The sequence below is a fragment of the Roseivivax sp. THAF197b genome (assembly GCF_009363255.1).
Classification (GTDB): Bacteria; Pseudomonadota; Alphaproteobacteria; order Rhodobacterales; family Rhodobacteraceae; genus Roseivivax.
Genome location: NZ_CP045318.1, coordinates 1477501 through 1492204 on the forward strand (window position 1 = coordinate 1477501; position 14704 = coordinate 1492204).

The 14704-nt window shown below is 61.0% G+C and carries 8 protein-coding genes, 1 tRNA gene and 2 rRNA genes; 7 read left to right on the top strand and 4 right to left on the bottom strand.

All coding sequences use genetic code 11. The features are described from left to right. Positions 1-498 precede the first annotated feature (498 nt). From FIV09_RS07350 to FIV09_RS07360, 3 genes are all read left to right on the top strand, one after another. A 23S ribosomal RNA gene (locus FIV09_RS07350) occupies positions 499-3999 on the top strand. Positions 4000-4194: 195 nt separating this feature from the next. Next, positions 4195-4309, top strand: a 5S ribosomal RNA gene (gene rrf, locus FIV09_RS07355). 58 nt (positions 4310-4367) lie between these two features. Beyond that, positions 4368-4444 (top strand) — tRNA-Met (locus tag FIV09_RS07360). Between the two features lie 239 nt (positions 4445-4683). Here the strand turns inward: FIV09_RS07360 and FIV09_RS07365 are convergent. Beyond that, on the bottom strand, positions 4684-4872 hold the full coding sequence (locus FIV09_RS07365) for a hypothetical protein (RefSeq protein WP_152449382.1): 189 nt from the start codon (positions 4870-4872) through the stop codon (positions 4684-4686). A gap of 332 nt (positions 4873-5204) precedes the next feature. On the opposite strand from FIV09_RS07365, the gene FIV09_RS07370 reads away from it, so the two are divergent. From FIV09_RS07370 to FIV09_RS07385, 4 genes are all read left to right on the top strand, one after another. Beyond that, positions 5205-6812, top strand: coding sequence for a hypothetical protein (locus FIV09_RS07370; RefSeq protein ID WP_152449383.1), 1608 nt, complete (start codon positions 5205-5207; stop codon positions 6810-6812). A 40-nt stretch (positions 6813-6852) separates the two neighbouring features. Next, on the top strand, positions 6853-9504 hold the full coding sequence (locus tag FIV09_RS07375) for a S8 family serine peptidase (protein ID WP_152449384.1): 2652 nt from the start codon (positions 6853-6855) through the stop codon (positions 9502-9504). Positions 9505-9517: 13 nt separating this feature from the next. Then, on the top strand, positions 9518-11032 hold the full coding sequence (locus tag FIV09_RS20590; protein WP_254702455.1) for a trypsin-like serine protease: 1515 nt from the start codon (positions 9518-9520) through the stop codon (positions 11030-11032). Positions 11033-11241: 209 nt separating this feature from the next. Beyond that, positions 11242-11526: a hypothetical protein gene (locus tag FIV09_RS07385; protein ID WP_152449385.1), complete on the top strand. Its 285-nt coding sequence runs from the start codon at positions 11242-11244 to the stop codon at positions 11524-11526. Between the two features lie 75 nt (positions 11527-11601). Here FIV09_RS07385 and FIV09_RS07390 read toward each other — a convergent pair whose 3' ends face one another. The 3 genes from FIV09_RS07390 to FIV09_RS07400 all read right to left on the bottom strand — a co-directional run bounded on the left by FIV09_RS07390 (position 11602) and on the right by FIV09_RS07400 (position 14638). Then, positions 11602-12906, bottom strand: coding sequence for a TRAP transporter large permease (locus tag FIV09_RS07390; RefSeq protein ID WP_152449386.1), 1305 nt, complete (start codon positions 12904-12906; stop codon positions 11602-11604). An 86-nt stretch (positions 12907-12992) separates the two neighbouring features. Further along, entirely contained in the window at positions 12993-13541 is a 549-nt protein-coding gene (locus tag FIV09_RS07395) for a TRAP transporter small permease (RefSeq protein WP_152449387.1), read from the bottom strand. 113 nt (positions 13542-13654) lie between these two features. Then, positions 13655-14638, bottom strand: a complete 984-nt coding sequence (locus tag FIV09_RS07400) for a TRAP transporter substrate-binding protein (RefSeq protein WP_152449388.1) — start codon at positions 14636-14638, stop codon at positions 13655-13657. Positions 14639-14704: the final 66 nt, after the last annotated feature.

The window sequence follows — 14704 nt, forward strand, 5'->3', positions numbered from 1 at the left end:
CTGGCGACGCAGTCGGCAGTGAAGGTGGCGGCAGTTGCTTTTGCCTGCAAAAGCAATGAGAGCCGCATCCTCTCCATTCCAGGAGCTGACATATTCCATGACAGATACCAACAGACAGAGCCTTCCGATTAGATCGCTCAGCACTGAGTTCAGTGTTGAGCCGTCCAATCGGACGGATCACTGACATCGTTTAGAGAGATACAAATCAACATTGCTTGGTTGCCATAAGTGTTTGGCGACCTCAGTTGGTCTCACCTCGAGTGAGCGGTATGAACCAAGTCTAGCCGGCCTGGAACATATACCCCTTCTGAAACGAGCAATCGTTGTCCAAGTCAAGTACACTAACCCCTCATTCATTCCGCAAGGTTTGAATGAGATTGTCTGACCCGACAGGGTCAGGCGGGAAAGTATGCTTTTGATCGGTAGAAGCGGATAACGCGTTACTCAATCGCTCAAGTAGCGAAGCGGTAGCGAACTAACCTGTCTTTTACTGGATCAAATCAAGCGCGAGAAGGGCGTTTGGTGGATGCCTTGGCAGCAAGAGGCGATGAAGGACGTGATACTCTGCGATAAGCTCTGGGGAGCCGAGAATAGGCTTTGATCCAGGGATCTCCGAATGGGGCAACCCACCTGAATGTTTGTTATTATTGCCTTCGGGCAGCTAATAACACTCATGACCAGGTATTTATGACCTGAATATATAGGGTTATAAAAGCAAACCCGGGGAACTGAAACATCTAAGTACCCGGAGGAAAGGAAATCAATTGATACTCCCCTAGTAGCGGCGAGCGAACGGGGACCAGCCGAGCCTTGAGCGTGATCAGAACCAGTTGGAAAGCTGGGCCATAGCGGGTGACAGCCCCGTATGAGAAGCGTGATGGGACGTATTAAGTAGGGCGGGACACGTGAAATCCTGTCTGAAGATCGGGGGACCACCCTCGAAGGCTAAGTACTCCTTGCTGACCGATAGCGAACCAGTACCGTGAGGGAAAGGTGAAAAGCACCCCGACGAGGGGAGTGAAACAGTACCTGAAACCGAGCGCCTACAATCAGTCGGAGCTTGACTGGACTCTTATGACACTCTGAGGCCATGGTCCTCCACGAGGAGTTGAGCGGCAAAAGCCCTCAAGTAACGAAGTGGTAGGGCTGTCGGATGCTCTGCCCTCAAGTAACAAAGTGGTAGGGCACTAACATGGCTGATGGAACGTTTGCAGTATTGATGTTCGTGGCGGGTCTGACCGACATGGGTCTCAATTATTGCGGCACGGCAACGGGTTGCCTCGGCAAGACCGATACGACACCGCGCGTGGCCTTCTCGGCCGGGTCGGTGATCGAACGGAATGCCGAAGAAAGCCCGGAAGTTTATCTTCGCTACGATCTCGGACACAAGCGCGGGCCATTCGGCCAGGCCCTGGGTCTGTCGACGGGCGAGGCGGGATCGTGGATCGGCTTTGGGTCGACCTACACGATCAATCTCGGCAACAGCCCGGTTTACGCCGAGCTGCACTCGATGCCTGGCATCTGGGTGGAGAACGAATTCGACCTTGGAGGGCCGATCGCCTTCCGATCCGGGATCGAGTTCGGCTACGAGATGCGGAATGGCTGGCGCGCGAGCCTCAGCTATGACCATCGATCGAGCGCCGGGATCTACGAAGACAATCCGGGGATCGAAACGGTGCAATTCCGGGTCTCCATGCCATTGCGATGAACGTTCCCGACAGAGTTTATAAGTGTCCAGTCTTGTGACGGCGTACCTTTTGTATAATGGGTCATCGACTTGGTCTATCTAGCAAGCTTAAGCCGTTAGGTGTAGGCGCAGCGAAAGCGAGTCTGAATAGGGCGATGAGTTAGATGGATCAGACCCGAAACCGAGTGATCTAGGCATGACCAGGATGAAGGTAAGGTAACACTTACTGGAGGTCCGAACCCACACCTGTTGAAAAAGGTCGGGATGAGTTGTGCCTAGGGGTGAAAGGCCAATCAAACTCGGAGATAGCTGGTTCTCTGCGAAATCTATTTAGGTAGAGCGTCATCCGAATACCCCGGGGGGTAGAGCACTGGATGGGTAATGGGGCCCCACAGGCTTACTGATCCTAACCAAACTCCGAATACCCGGGAGTACTAGATGGCAGACACACTGCGGATGCTAACGTCCGTAGTGGAGAGGGAAACAACCCTGACCTACAGCTAAGGCCCCCAATTCGTGGCTAAGTGGGAAAGCAGGTGGGACGACCAAAACAACCAGGAGGTTGGCTTAGAAGCAGCCATCCTTTAAAGATAGCGTAACAGCTCACTGGTCTAAACAAGTTGTCCTGCGGCGAAGATGTAACGGGGCTCAAGCCACGAGCCGAAGCTTAGGATGCCGTAAGGCATGGTAGCAGAGCGTAGTGTGACATAGGACCTGTCCTCTTTTGCATCCTTCGGGATGTAGCGGAGGAACGGGTTCTTTCTGTGAAGCCGGGGCGTGAGCCATCCGGTGGAGAGATCACTAGCGAGAATGATGACATGAGTAGCGACAAAGAGTGTGAGAGACACTCTCGCCGAAAGTCCAAGGGTTCCTGCTTAAAGCTAATCTGAGCAGGGTAAGCCGGCCCCTAAGGCGAGGCCGAAAGGCGTAGTCGATGGGAACCAGGTTAATATTCCTGGGCCAGGAGATGGTGACGGATTGCGGAGGTTGTTCATCCTTATCGGATTGGATGGGCCGCTGAGCAGTCCCTGGAAATAGCCCTCCTTCGGACCGTACCCGAAACCGACACAGGTGGACTGGTAGAGAATACCAAGGCGCTTGAGAGAACGATGTTGAAGGAACTCGGCAAAATACCTCCGTAAGTTCGCGAGAAGGAGGCCCGGTTCCTAGGCAACTAGGGGCTGGGGGCACAAACCAGGGGGTGGCGACTGTTTACTAAAAACACAGGGCTCTGCGAAGTCGCAAGACGACGTATAGGGTCTGACGCCTGCCCGGTGCCTGAAGGTTAAAAGGAGGGGTGCAAGCTCTGAATTGAAGCCCAGGTAAACGGCGGCCGTAACTATAACGGTCCTAAGGTAGCGAAATTCCTTGTCGGGTAAGTTCCGACCTGCACGAATGGCGTAACGACTTCCCCGCTGTCTCCAACATCGACTCAGCGAAATTGAATTGCCTGTCAAGATGCAGGCTTCCCGCGGTTAGACGGAAAGACCCCGTGCACCTTTACTACAGCTTCAGACTGGCATCAGGCATGTGATGTGCAGGATAGGTGGTAGGCTTCGAAGCAGGAACGCCAGTTTCTGTGGAGCCATCCTTGAGATACCACCCTTCGCCTGCTTGATGTCTAACCGCGAACCGTTATCCGGTTCCGGGACCCTCTGTGGCGGGTAGTTTGACTGGGGCGGTCGCCTCCTAAATCGTAACGGAGGCGCGCGAAGGTTGGCTCAGAGCGGTCGGAAATCGCTCGTTGAGTGCAATGGCAGAAGCCAGCCTGACTGCGAGACTGACAAGTCGAGCAGAGTCGAAAGACGGCCATAGTGATCCGGTGGTCCCAAGTGGGAGGGCCATCGCTCAACGGATAAAAGGTACGCCGGGGATAACAGGCTGATACTGCCCAAGAGTCCATATCGACGGCAGTGTTTGGCACCTCGATGTCGGCTCATCTCATCCTGGGGCTGGAGCAGGTCCCAAGGGTACGGCTGTTCGCCGTTTAAAGAGGTACGTGAGCTGGGTTTAGAACGTCGTGAGACAGTTCGGTCCCTATCTGCCGTGGGTGTAGGATACTTGAGAGGAGTTGCCCCTAGTACGAGAGGACCGGGGTGAACGATCCACTGGTGGACCTGTTGTTGCGCCAGCAGCAGTGCAGGGTAGCTATGATCGGACAGGATAACCGCTGAAGGCATCTAAGCGGGAAGCCCCCCTCAAAACAAGGTATCCCTGAGGGCCGTGGAAGACCACCACGTCGATAGGCCGGAGATGTAAGCGCAGCAATGCGTTCAGTTGACCGGTACTAATGGCCCGATAGGCTTGATTTGATCCAGTAACAGACAGGTGGAACCTGCGCTTACCGGATGAAAATCAAAAGCATACACAAACAGTACGCTTGGACAGCGATAAAGGTTGATATTGCAGCACCTGGAATGACACCGGTGCGGGAACGCGCATTTGCATGCAAATACGCTGCCTCCCGCTAATTAAAACCCAGGTGCCAGCACCTGGGTTTTACTTGGTTTGGTGGTCATAGCACGAGCAAAACACCCGGCTCCATTCCGAACCCGGCCGTTAAGTGCCGTCGCGCCAATGGTACTGCGTCTTAAGACGTGGGAGAGTAGGTCGCCGCCAAACCTAGCAAAACCCAGACATCGTATCTCTCAAAACGGTCAGCGCAAAAAACACCAAGCGTCGCGGGATGGAGCAGTCCGGTAGCTCGTCAGGCTCATAACCTGAAGGTCGTAGGTTCAAATCCTACTCCCGCAACCAATAATACCCAAATCAGCATCAACACCAAACAACGCGCCCCGTTGGCCCGCGTCAGTAACGGCTGTAAGCATCTCTACACATAAAATGATCAGCGTCCTCCGCTGACACTTGCCCCGACACAGACTGTGGATCATCCCACAGCAAGTGCAGGGCTTCCAAAAATCGAAGTAAATCGAGAGCAGACACAGTGCGTTTTTGGCGTCGAGAACGCACAGATATCGAGTGTTGGTCTGCGTGCCTCAGCGCGCGTATCTCTCGAACCAGTTTCGGAAATCCCGCTCGGAGGCGCCGAAGAAACTTGCCTGCTCCAGAAGGGCGCGGTGCGCTTCGGCATCCTTGATAGGTCGCGCGCGTTCGTGTCTGTCCTTCTGGATCCAGACCCAGAGCAATCCGCCGTTCTCGTCGGTCTCTGCGATCAGCTGAACCATGTTGCACCCCCATGCGGTAAAGCTCGGATATTAGTGGGAGGGCACGCAAGCCCGCAAGTCTGATGTCGCGCGTGGCCTCGTTTGGCATGTCCTGGCGGCTGGTTTCGCCGCCCGGGTGACCATCGCGGCGCCTGAGAGTCAGCCCGTTCGGGCCCGTAAATGGCAAGAAATCGCGGAAAATACCCAGAAAACACCGCCAAACGGCTCCAAATTGAAAAATCAGAGCGTTCATGCTAGCGTTAATCCAACGTCAATTCGAAACGGGTTCTGCTGATCCGCATTGATTGCTCCGGGCGCGTGGATCGAAAGTGGCACGACGCGAGGAGGCGATCATGCTGCGAACGAAGGCGACCTCGATATCGTTGGACGGCAATTTCAAGCTCGAAGCATCCGGGCAGGAAATCAACGTCAAAGCCAGCCGCGCCCGCGCGATCCTCGCCATCCTTGCCACGACCGACGGGCACAAGAAGTCCCGCGATGCGCTGAAGGCGCTGCTTTGGCCGCGCAGCGACGAGAAGCAGGCCTCCGGCAGCATGCGCACGGCGCTTTCGAGCCTGCGTCAGGATCTTGGCGCCGATGCTGATCTGATAGGGGCAAACCGGACCCATATCTGGCTCAACGGGCCGGTGGATTTGCATCTTCCGGGAAACGGTGAGGCCTTTTTCGAAGACGCACCCACCGATATAGGTGCCGCGTTCGAGGAATGGCTGCAGATCGAGCGCCATCGCGCCAAGCCGCAATTGCCGTTGATTGTGGCGCAGGAGCGCGGCCCGACCCGGCGCATCTGCATTGGCATTCTACCCACGCAGGAGCGTCTCGATGAGCCGATGGCGGCGCTCTTGGCCACGCAGGTGCTCGACTTCGTGGTGGAGAGCCTGCGCGCCTACGAAATCTTTGATCTGTTCGATTTTCGCGATCTCGAGACGGATCATTTCGCCCAAGGGGCCCCCAGCATGGCCGATCCGGAGCTTTATCTCCGGCTCAGCCTGACGAAGGTGCGGACCATGGCGCAGCTTTCGGTTTCGGTGCGCCGAGGGCGCCAGATCCTCTGGGCGCATGCCACCTCCGCCGATCAATCCGGGCCGTTCCTGTTTTCCCATGACGATGTCGCGGCGTTTGCCAACCAGACCGTCGACGCGATCCTCAAGGCGGCCTTTCGCAAGCATGAAGGCCCCTCCTTTCGAGAGCGGGGGCCGCAATCCATGATCGGAGTCATCCACCAGCTATACGGCATGTCGCGGGACGGGCAGCATTCCGTGCGCCGCTATCTCGAAGGGCATCCCGAACTGGGCGGATCGGCCCTGGCCAATGCCTGTTATGCGCTGTCGGTCGCCAACACGCTGGGCGAAGGCGATCCGTCGCTTGCCGATCTTGAAGAGGCGCGGCGTCACGCGACGCGGGCGCTTGAGCTCGATATGCAGAACCCGCTGGTTCTGGCCTTTTGCGGCCATGTCTTCGGCTTTGCGCTGCGCGATTTCTCGGTCGGGGCGGAAGCGACAAAGCTTGCACGGCGCCAGGCGCCCGCCTTGCCGCAGGCCTGGGATTTTTCCGCCATGAACGCGATCTACCGGGGCGCCTTTCCGGACGCGATGCGGTTCAGCCGCAAGGCCGCGCAGCTCGGGCAATACAGTCCCTATCGTGAATTGTTCCGCTCGTCGCTCGCAATTACCGCGACGCTCACGGGCGAGCATGAGACCGCGGTGCAGGTCTCTCATTCGGTGCTGATGCGCCTGCCGGAATTTCTTGCGGTGATGCGCCACGCCGCTGCGAGCCATTCGGCGCTCGGCCAGCTTTCCCAGGCCGAGGATATGGTGCAGCGGGTTCGCGCCCGCGATTGCCTGTTCAGTGCCGAGGCCGTGCAGGACCCGAATTACCCATTACCGAGTGCAGCCAGCCGGGACGCCATCGGGCGGACGTTCCGGGTGCTTGGTCATACTTAAGAAAGTCATTTTGCAATCGCCCGATCTGGGGGAATTGATCATGAATTTTTCACGTCGCAGCGTCCTGCTCTGTGGGGCGTCCGCCCTTGTCGGGCTCCGTGCCAATCCGGTTTTTGCGCAACCCGCCGCTTGTTTCACACCATCGGACGACGGTCTCATCGGCACCTTGCGAAGCGCCGTGAAAGGCGCGCAGATGCTTGGCGTGCCCGAGATCACGAATTGCCACAGCCCGCAGACCGGGCCCCGGCTGGACCTAGCAGGCCTCTATGCCAACCCGACGGCGAATTTCGTGACCGGCATCGGCCCGGATGGTCCTACCTTCGTGACCGTGACCGGCCATGATGCGCCGGATAACGCGGTCATCGACACACCCGTGACCGGCTGCCACAGCCCGGCAGGCGGCTTTCCCGAGAATATCTTCAGCACGAAAACGATCGGCGGCGTCGGACGGGGACGTGGTCGTGGAAGGGGCCGGGGGCGCGGTCGCGGACGGGGTCGCGGGCGGGGCAGGGGCCGCGGGCCCGACCGCATGGTTGGCGATTTCGGCAACGCGCAGGCCCGTCTCGACAAGTTGTTCGAGGAAGAGACCGCGCATTACCGGCGCCGGGTGACCGAATGCCTGCCAACCATCGCGGAATTGCTGCAGCAGGATGACGCCTCCGCAGCGTTCAGATTGGCGCCGCCGCAATATAGCGGCTCCGAGACGCAGGACGAAATCGCCGTTTTGCTGGAGATGCAGACCAGCAAGGAACGCATCACCCGCCTGCCCGAGATCGACGCGGAGGTCGATGACATCGCCACGCCGTTTCTCGATCTGGTCGCCGATTTCGGCGGGCCGCCGTCGGGCGTTCTGCGGGTTCTGAACCTCATGGACATGTCGGGCTTCGTGGTCGGCTATTACTTCAAGCGCCAGTTCGGTCGCCTGCGTCCGAATGTCTTCGATCCACGGGTGAAGCCCGCGATCCCCGTGCCAACACATTCGGCCTATCCCAGCGCACATGCGGTGCAGACCCATCTCATCGCCCATGGCCTGGCCGAGATCTACGAGGATTCCGCCTTGGTCGCGCGCCTTTTCGATACGGCCGAGAGGATCAGCGTCAATCGCGAATATGCCGGGGTGCATTATGCCTCCGATACCGAGGCGGGGATCCTCGCCGCCAGCGCGGCCTTTCCGATCCTGCGGCTGATCCTCGATGAGGTCTTCACCGACGCCATTGCCGAGTTGAATACCGATCCGCTGGCCAATTGCCACCTGCTGGGCAGGCCCGGCGCGATCACGGAGCCGCCCGCGCGGCCCGACCCCGATCCGGCGCTTGGCTGGAACCTGACGGCGCTCGGGCTTCAGGCCGAAACGCCGTCCGAGACGGGGGCCGGCACGGTGATCGGGCTTTTCGACACGGCCGTCGACGTGGCGCATCCGGCGATTTCCGGCGCGATCGAGAATGCGTTCATCAATCTAGACTACCCGATCCCGCTCGATGATCCGTGGTGCATGGGCTCCAAGGGTATCGGGCACGGCACGGCGATGGCGGGGTTGATCGCAGGCCGGACCGACGCCAAGCGTCTGGGCGTCGCACCCGGCGCGAAGGTTTTGCCGGTGCGCTGCGCCAACCTCGCGCGGGATGACCATGACGACCGGTTCGAACTGGGCGTGGCGCTTCTGGGCGTCGGTCTGAACGGAAGCCGGGCCATGCCGCCGCATTGCACGGACGGCGCGGTGGGTGCCCGGATTGCGGCGGTGGTCCTGTCGCTGGACTTCCAGCGCCCGGATTACGCGCGGGCCGAATACCTTACCGCCGAGCAGATCGAGACGGCCGCGGGCAAGGGAGAGCTCGAAAAGCTGATCGACGCGGCCAGCGATGGCGAAGGACCCGCCTGCGATCCATTCGCGCTGGCGATCCTTCTGGTGCAGAATGCGGTGGCGGTCGTGATCCCGTCCGGGAATGGCGGCGGCAACCGGCTGGCCTATCCGGGCAGCCCAGACGATTACGCCGCGATTGTCGCCTTGCTCAAACACCCGGACGGGCGCGCTTACGTGTTCGAGCTCTTGGTCGACATGATCAGCAGCTACAACGCGGCTTACGCCGATGCCGAGAACAGCGCTGACATCCGTAATGCGTTGCGGGACTCCTTCGACACCTTCGTCTCAGATGAGCTGTCGAACCTGCCACTCTTCACGCAAGCCGCTTACGACACGGGCGATCCCTTTGCGGATACGGGCATCATCGTCGTGGGGGCTGCCAATTACGACGATGCGCCGGATCTCGACCCCGCGGAAATGGACCGGAGCGCGCATCACCGCGCTGGCTACAGCCAATATGGCCCCGGTCTTTGCGTCCTGGCGCCCTCGGACCAGAACACCAATCCACCCTATCGCTGCGATGGGGCGTCAGGCGACGGCAGCACGCCGGTGCCCACTGCCGATCTGCGCGGCCCCGGCGGCTTCGCCTCCGATCCCATGGCCGATACCAGCCATGCCGGGCAGATTTGGGGCTTCGGCGGGACCTCTGCCGCCTCGGCCGAAGTGGGCGGTGTGATCGCGCTTCTGGCGGAACGGCAGATTTCCCAGACGCCCGACTTGCCGCTCACAGGTCCGGGGCTGCGCGCGGCGCTGATCGGCCACGTGACCAAGTCCGTCCCCTATGAACAGCTGGAGCATGGCTACGGCGCCGTGGACCTGACGTCCTTTTAAGGGAGCATGCCTCATGAGACGTTTTCCTAAGACAGCGGCCCTGGCAGGCCTCGCGGCGGTGTCACTGGCGTCGCTCGCCTCCGCGCAGCAACCGGCGCGGCCCATCTACGTGGCGCCTTACGCCGACCCCGGCGCGACAGTGACGGACTTCACATCCGGACAACCGGATTTCACGTCCTCGAGCAGCGTGAACTGGCAGTCCATGCCGACGCTGCCCTCCGCCATTCCCGACGATCTGATCTCGGATCTGACCGAAAGAGACCTCTCGCAACTGGATCAGGTGCCCCAGGATATCTGGCAAAATCTCAGGGATGGGCTCGATTGCGGAGGAGGGCATGCGCGCATCGAGTTCATGGATGGCGGCAGCTATGTCACGTATCTGCTGAACGACCAGCTTGTGGTCACCGATGGCGCGCGATTGCTGGAGCCGCGCGGGGATCTCCGCCCCGAAGCCCGGTTCACGGGGCGCGCCTATTTCCCGGACGCGCTCGCAACGGGCTCAAGCAGTTGCAGGAGTCAATTCGTCGTCTTCAATTTTGGCGATTTACTTGAAAAGAAACCCGAAAAAGAACGACCGGTAGAAATTCTCACGGAGCCAATCACGCCGCCCTGCGATGACATGCCTGCCGCCGAAACGATCGGCTGCGCGTTCTATTCCGTGCGGTTATCGGATTCGATCGACGGGGTGTTCTGCACGGGCACGCTCATTTCCCCGCGCCATGTGCTGACGGCCGCCCATTGCCTGTGTGATCGCGTCGACCAGGGAGAATTGCGCGCCGATGTCGCCATCTCCGTCGGCATCGCGCAGGATTGGGCGCCGGTCACGCCCGAACCGGATGGCGTGCGGTTTTTCAACCATGCAGGCGTCTGTGCAAGCAGCGGATTGCCCCTCGAAGAGCGGATCGAACGCGGAGACCTCGCGACCATGCGCATGCCACCGGGCAGCCTCGATGCGGTACAGACGATGTTGACCACGGCGGGCCGCAATCCCGATCACGTGTCGCGCAGCATGGCGTCTCTTGCGCCCGGTGACCGGCAGGATACCGATTGGCTTGTCCCGCTCGGCGTTCAGAACGAGTTCATCACGATCGGCTTCGGGCGCTCGCAGGATCTGGAGGCGCGCGCTGATAAACGGAAGATGCAGATCGCCTTTCAGGGGCTCGGCGCCTGCCACGGACCGACCGATGATGCGGGCCGCTGCGAGGGGCATCAATCGGCCTTGTTCCACGAAGAGGGCAAGGCCATCTGCGCCGGCGATAGCGGCAGTGGCATGTTCAAGTACGCCGCGGACGCGCCCGATGGCTACGGTGCGCTTGTGCTGATGGGCGTGGTCTCCGGCATGGGCACCGAAAACCTTTGCCATGACGAGGTCACCGATGCCGTGCTCGCGACGCAGCCCGTGCGCAATGCCGTGCGGATCGACACGAAAGCCGTGCAGGACTGGCTGGATGCGGTGACGAGCCCGGAACTGCTCGCGCGGAGCACGCCGCTTGATGTGCCGCGCGTCTTCGCAGGGGGCGGGAACTAGGCACCAGCGCGCTCCGACGATCCAGAGCCGCCGTTCCCGATGCGTCGGGGCGGCGGCTTTTCTTCGTGAATTCCTACCCGAATGCAGCCGTTCTGACGAATTGACGCTGCCTTTGCGCTGGATTTGCGCTGCGTTGCGCGGCGCGGCGCAGTCTTGGGGTGTTCCCGCAGATCATGGGAACGCATTTAGCCACGCAAAGGAGATTTGATATGTTTGTTCGTGTTCTCACCGCCGCCGCACTGGCCGTCTCGCTGCCTGCCCTTGCCGCCCATGCCCAAAGCTCTGTGCATGAGCGCTTCGCCAAGGAGCTCGGTCTCAATCCGGCGAATTACACCCTGAACCAGATTGTTCAGATCCGCGAAGCCGACGCGGCGGATGGCGAACGGAAGGCCCGGATCGCGATCATCGATCGCCAGAACCAGGCATTCCGCGACCGGGTGCTGCAGATGATGCAGGACGGCGCCCCGCAAACCGTCACGCGCGCTGCCAATTGAGCCGCGCCGTGCGGCCCGGGTCGGCCCTTTCGGGCGGGCCCGGGCTTTGTTCTGCCTGACGCGAATGCGGGGCGGTCAGCCGCGCGTCATGAGCGAAGGCAGGAAGGTCGCGATTTCTGGAAAGACGATCAACAGGATCGTCGCAACCACCAGGACCAGGAAGAACGGGAAGGCCATTTTCGCCACCGACAGCAGGTCGTGCCGCGTCATCGATTGCAGGATGAAGAGGTTGATGCCCACGGGCGGCGTGATCTGCGACATCTCGATGACGATCACGAGGTAGATGCCGAACCAGATCAGATCGATCCCGGCCGCCTGGACCATCGGCATGATGACCGAGGCGGTCAGCACGACGATGGAAATCCCGTCGAGGAAACAGCCCATCACCACGAACAGAAGCGTCAGCGCAAGAAGCAGCTCGAACCGGCTCAGCTCGAAGGAGCCGACCCAGGCTGCGAGGTTGCGCGGTATGCCGGTGAAGCCCATCGACACCGACAGGAAGGCTGCTCCGGCGAGGATCAGCGTGATCATGCAGGTCGTGCGGGTGGCGCCTGCCACGCTCTCGGTGAAGGAGGCCCAGCTGAGCATGCCCGACAGTGCCGAGAGGATCAGCGCGCCCAGAACACCGACGGCGGCGGCTTCGGTGGGGGTGGCAAAGCCCGCATAGATCGAGCCGATGACTGCCACGATCAACCCCAGCATCGGAAAGAGCCCCGCCGTGGCGCGGATGCGCGCCAGGAACGGCACGCGCGGCTCGGGCGGGGGCGTGCGGTCGGGATGCGCCGCCGACCAGATCATGATGTAGCCCATGAACAGCACCATCAGCATCAGCCCAGGCAGGATGCCCGCGATGAACAACCGGCTGATGGAGACCTCGGCGGCCACCCCGTAGACGATCAGGATGATCGAGGGCGGGATCAGGAAGCCCAGCGTCGCAGATCCCGCAAGACTGCCGACGATCATCTTCTGATCGTAGTCGCGCTTCTCAAGCTCCGGGATAGTGATCCGTCCGATCGTCGCCGTGGTCGCCGCGGACGATCCCGACACCGCCGCGAACAGCCCGCAACTGACCACGTTCACATGGAGCAGCCGACCGGGCAGGGCGTTCATCCAGGGCGCTAGCCCCGTGAACATGTTGGCCGCGAGCCGCGTGCGATAGAGGATCTCGCCCATCCAGATGAAGAGCGGCAACGCAGTCAGCGCCCAGGAATAGGATTGGCCCCAGATCGTGGTGGCCATGATCGCGCCTGCAGGCGCACCGGAAAAGAGCGCAATCCCGAGAAACCCCACGATCATGAGGGTCAGGGCCACCCAGATGCCAAGCGCCAGCATGACGAGCATGGCGCCGATCAGGATGATGGAGACGAGGCTTGGATCCATGAGACGCAAGGTCTCCTTTGCTTATCTTTCAGGATGCGCGTGGGGGAGGCGCCGGGTCCATTGCAGGCCCGCCCGATGGGTCGAGGTCACGACGAGGAGGGCGGCTCTACGCCGTCCGTCTGGCGGGCCGCGAGGTCGCGTTCCGCTTGATTGAACGCCGGTTGGCGGCCCGTGATGGCGCAGAACAGATCTTCGAGAAGGGCAATGCCGAACAGGGTGATGCCGATGGCCATGCCCAGCTGCGGCACCCAGAGCGGCATGGGCACCAGCCCGGAGGTCACCTCCCCGCGAGAGAAGTTCTGGATCACCATCGCAACCGTGTGCCAGGCCAGAAGAAGCGTGATCGCCGCCGCCGTGGCGAGTGCGAGAACCAGCAATGCACGCTCGGGCTTGCCGCGCAGGCCCTGCACGAACAGGGTCACGCGGATATGGCTGCCTCCGCGAAAGCTGTAGGCAAGGCCCAAGAACGATGTCGCCGCCAGGCAGAAGCCCGCATATTGATCGGCCGACGGGATGATCGTGCCCAATTGGCGGGCCACGATCTGGGCCGTAACGATGACGCAGATCGCCACCAGAAAGACGCCTGCCAGCGCACCGGCTGCGTCATAGAGCCTGTGAAGAGACCGTGTGAGCATGTTGTTCCTATCGTTCGCCCGGCGGATGGGGCCGGATGTCACGCTTGAGGTGCAGCGTGGCGGACCGGCCCGGCCCCGCGACAGGCGCCGCGAGCCCGGGCCGACACGTCAGATCAGTTCAGCGCGTCGAGGATCGTCTGACCCTCTTCGCCGACACTCTCGGCCCATTCGGCGGCCATCGTCTCACCGACCTCGCCCAGATCGGCTTTCAGCGCGTCACTCGGCATGTGCACGGTCATGTTGGCATCAAGCTCGCTGACCGATTCCTCGGCAATGGCGGCACTCATTTCCCAGCCGCGGGTTTCGGCGGCCGCAGCCGCGTCCAGAATGGCCTGCTGCTGATCCTCGGGCAGGCCCGAGAAGGCCGCTTCGTTCACGATGATCATGTTCTTCGGCAACCAGGCCTGCAGGTCGTAGAATTCGGTCGTGAAATCCCACGCCTTGGTGCGCGCGCCGGTGGCACCCGAGGTCACCATCGCGTCCACGATCCCTGTCGAGAAGGCCTGCGGGATCTCGACCGCCTCGATCGTGGTCGGTGCGGCCCCCAGAAGCTCGGCCATGCGTGCGGTGGTCGCGTTGTAGGTGCGGAACCGCAGGCCTTCGATGTCGCTGCCCGTCTCAAGCGCCTTGTTGGTGTAGAAGCCCTGACCCGGCCACGGCACCGCATAGAGCAGGCGAATGCCGTCTTCTGCCAGCTTCTCCTCAACGAGCGGGCGCTGCGCGTCCCAAAGCGCTTTGGCCTCCTCGTAGGTGGTGGCGATGAAGGGGATGTTGTCCGCGCCGAAGATCGGATCCTCGTTGAAGAGGTTCGCCATCAGCACCTCGCCGATGGGCACGAACTGGTTCTGCACCGCCCGCTTGATCTCGGGATGTTTGAACAGCGAGGAGCCGGAATGGATGGTGATGTCGAGCCCGCCTTCCGTCGCCGCAGAGATGTCCTCGGCGAATTGCGCGATGTTCCGAGTGTGGAATTCCGCGTCGGGATAGGGTGTGGCCATGTCCCAGGCGGTCTGTGCCAGCACCGGGGCCGCATGCGCGAGCGTGACCGCGGTTGCCGATACGGCTGCAAATGCCTTGAGTTTGGTAAATGTCGTCATCGTTGTTTCCCTGTTGCAATGCGCGCCTCTCGGGACGCGTTCGTTTCGCCAGACGGCCCGGCCGAA

Bases quoted from the DNA above. Each gene is read 5' to 3' on its own strand.
- FIV09_RS07365 (WP_152449382.1), bottom strand. From the start codon at position 4,872: ATGGTTCAGCTGATCGCAGAGACCGACGAGAACGGCGGATTGCTCTGG.
- FIV09_RS07370 (WP_152449383.1), top strand. From the start codon at position 5,205: ATGCTGCGAACGAAGGCGACCTCGATATCGTTGGACGGCAATTTCAAG.
- FIV09_RS07375 (WP_152449384.1), top strand. From the start codon at position 6,853: ATGAATTTTTCACGTCGCAGCGTCCTGCTCTGTGGGGCGTCCGCCCTT.
- FIV09_RS20590 (WP_254702455.1), top strand. From the start codon at position 9,518: ATGAGACGTTTTCCTAAGACAGCGGCCCTGGCAGGCCTCGCGGCGGTG.
- FIV09_RS07385 (WP_152449385.1), top strand. From the start codon at position 11,242: ATGTTTGTTCGTGTTCTCACCGCCGCCGCACTGGCCGTCTCGCTGCCT.
- FIV09_RS07390 (WP_152449386.1), bottom strand. From the start codon at position 12,906: ATGGATCCAAGCCTCGTCTCCATCATCCTGATCGGCGCCATGCTCGTC.
- FIV09_RS07395 (WP_152449387.1), bottom strand. From the start codon at position 13,541: ATGCTCACACGGTCTCTTCACAGGCTCTATGACGCAGCCGGTGCGCTG.
- FIV09_RS07400 (WP_152449388.1), bottom strand. From the start codon at position 14,638: ATGACGACATTTACCAAACTCAAGGCATTTGCAGCCGTATCGGCAACC.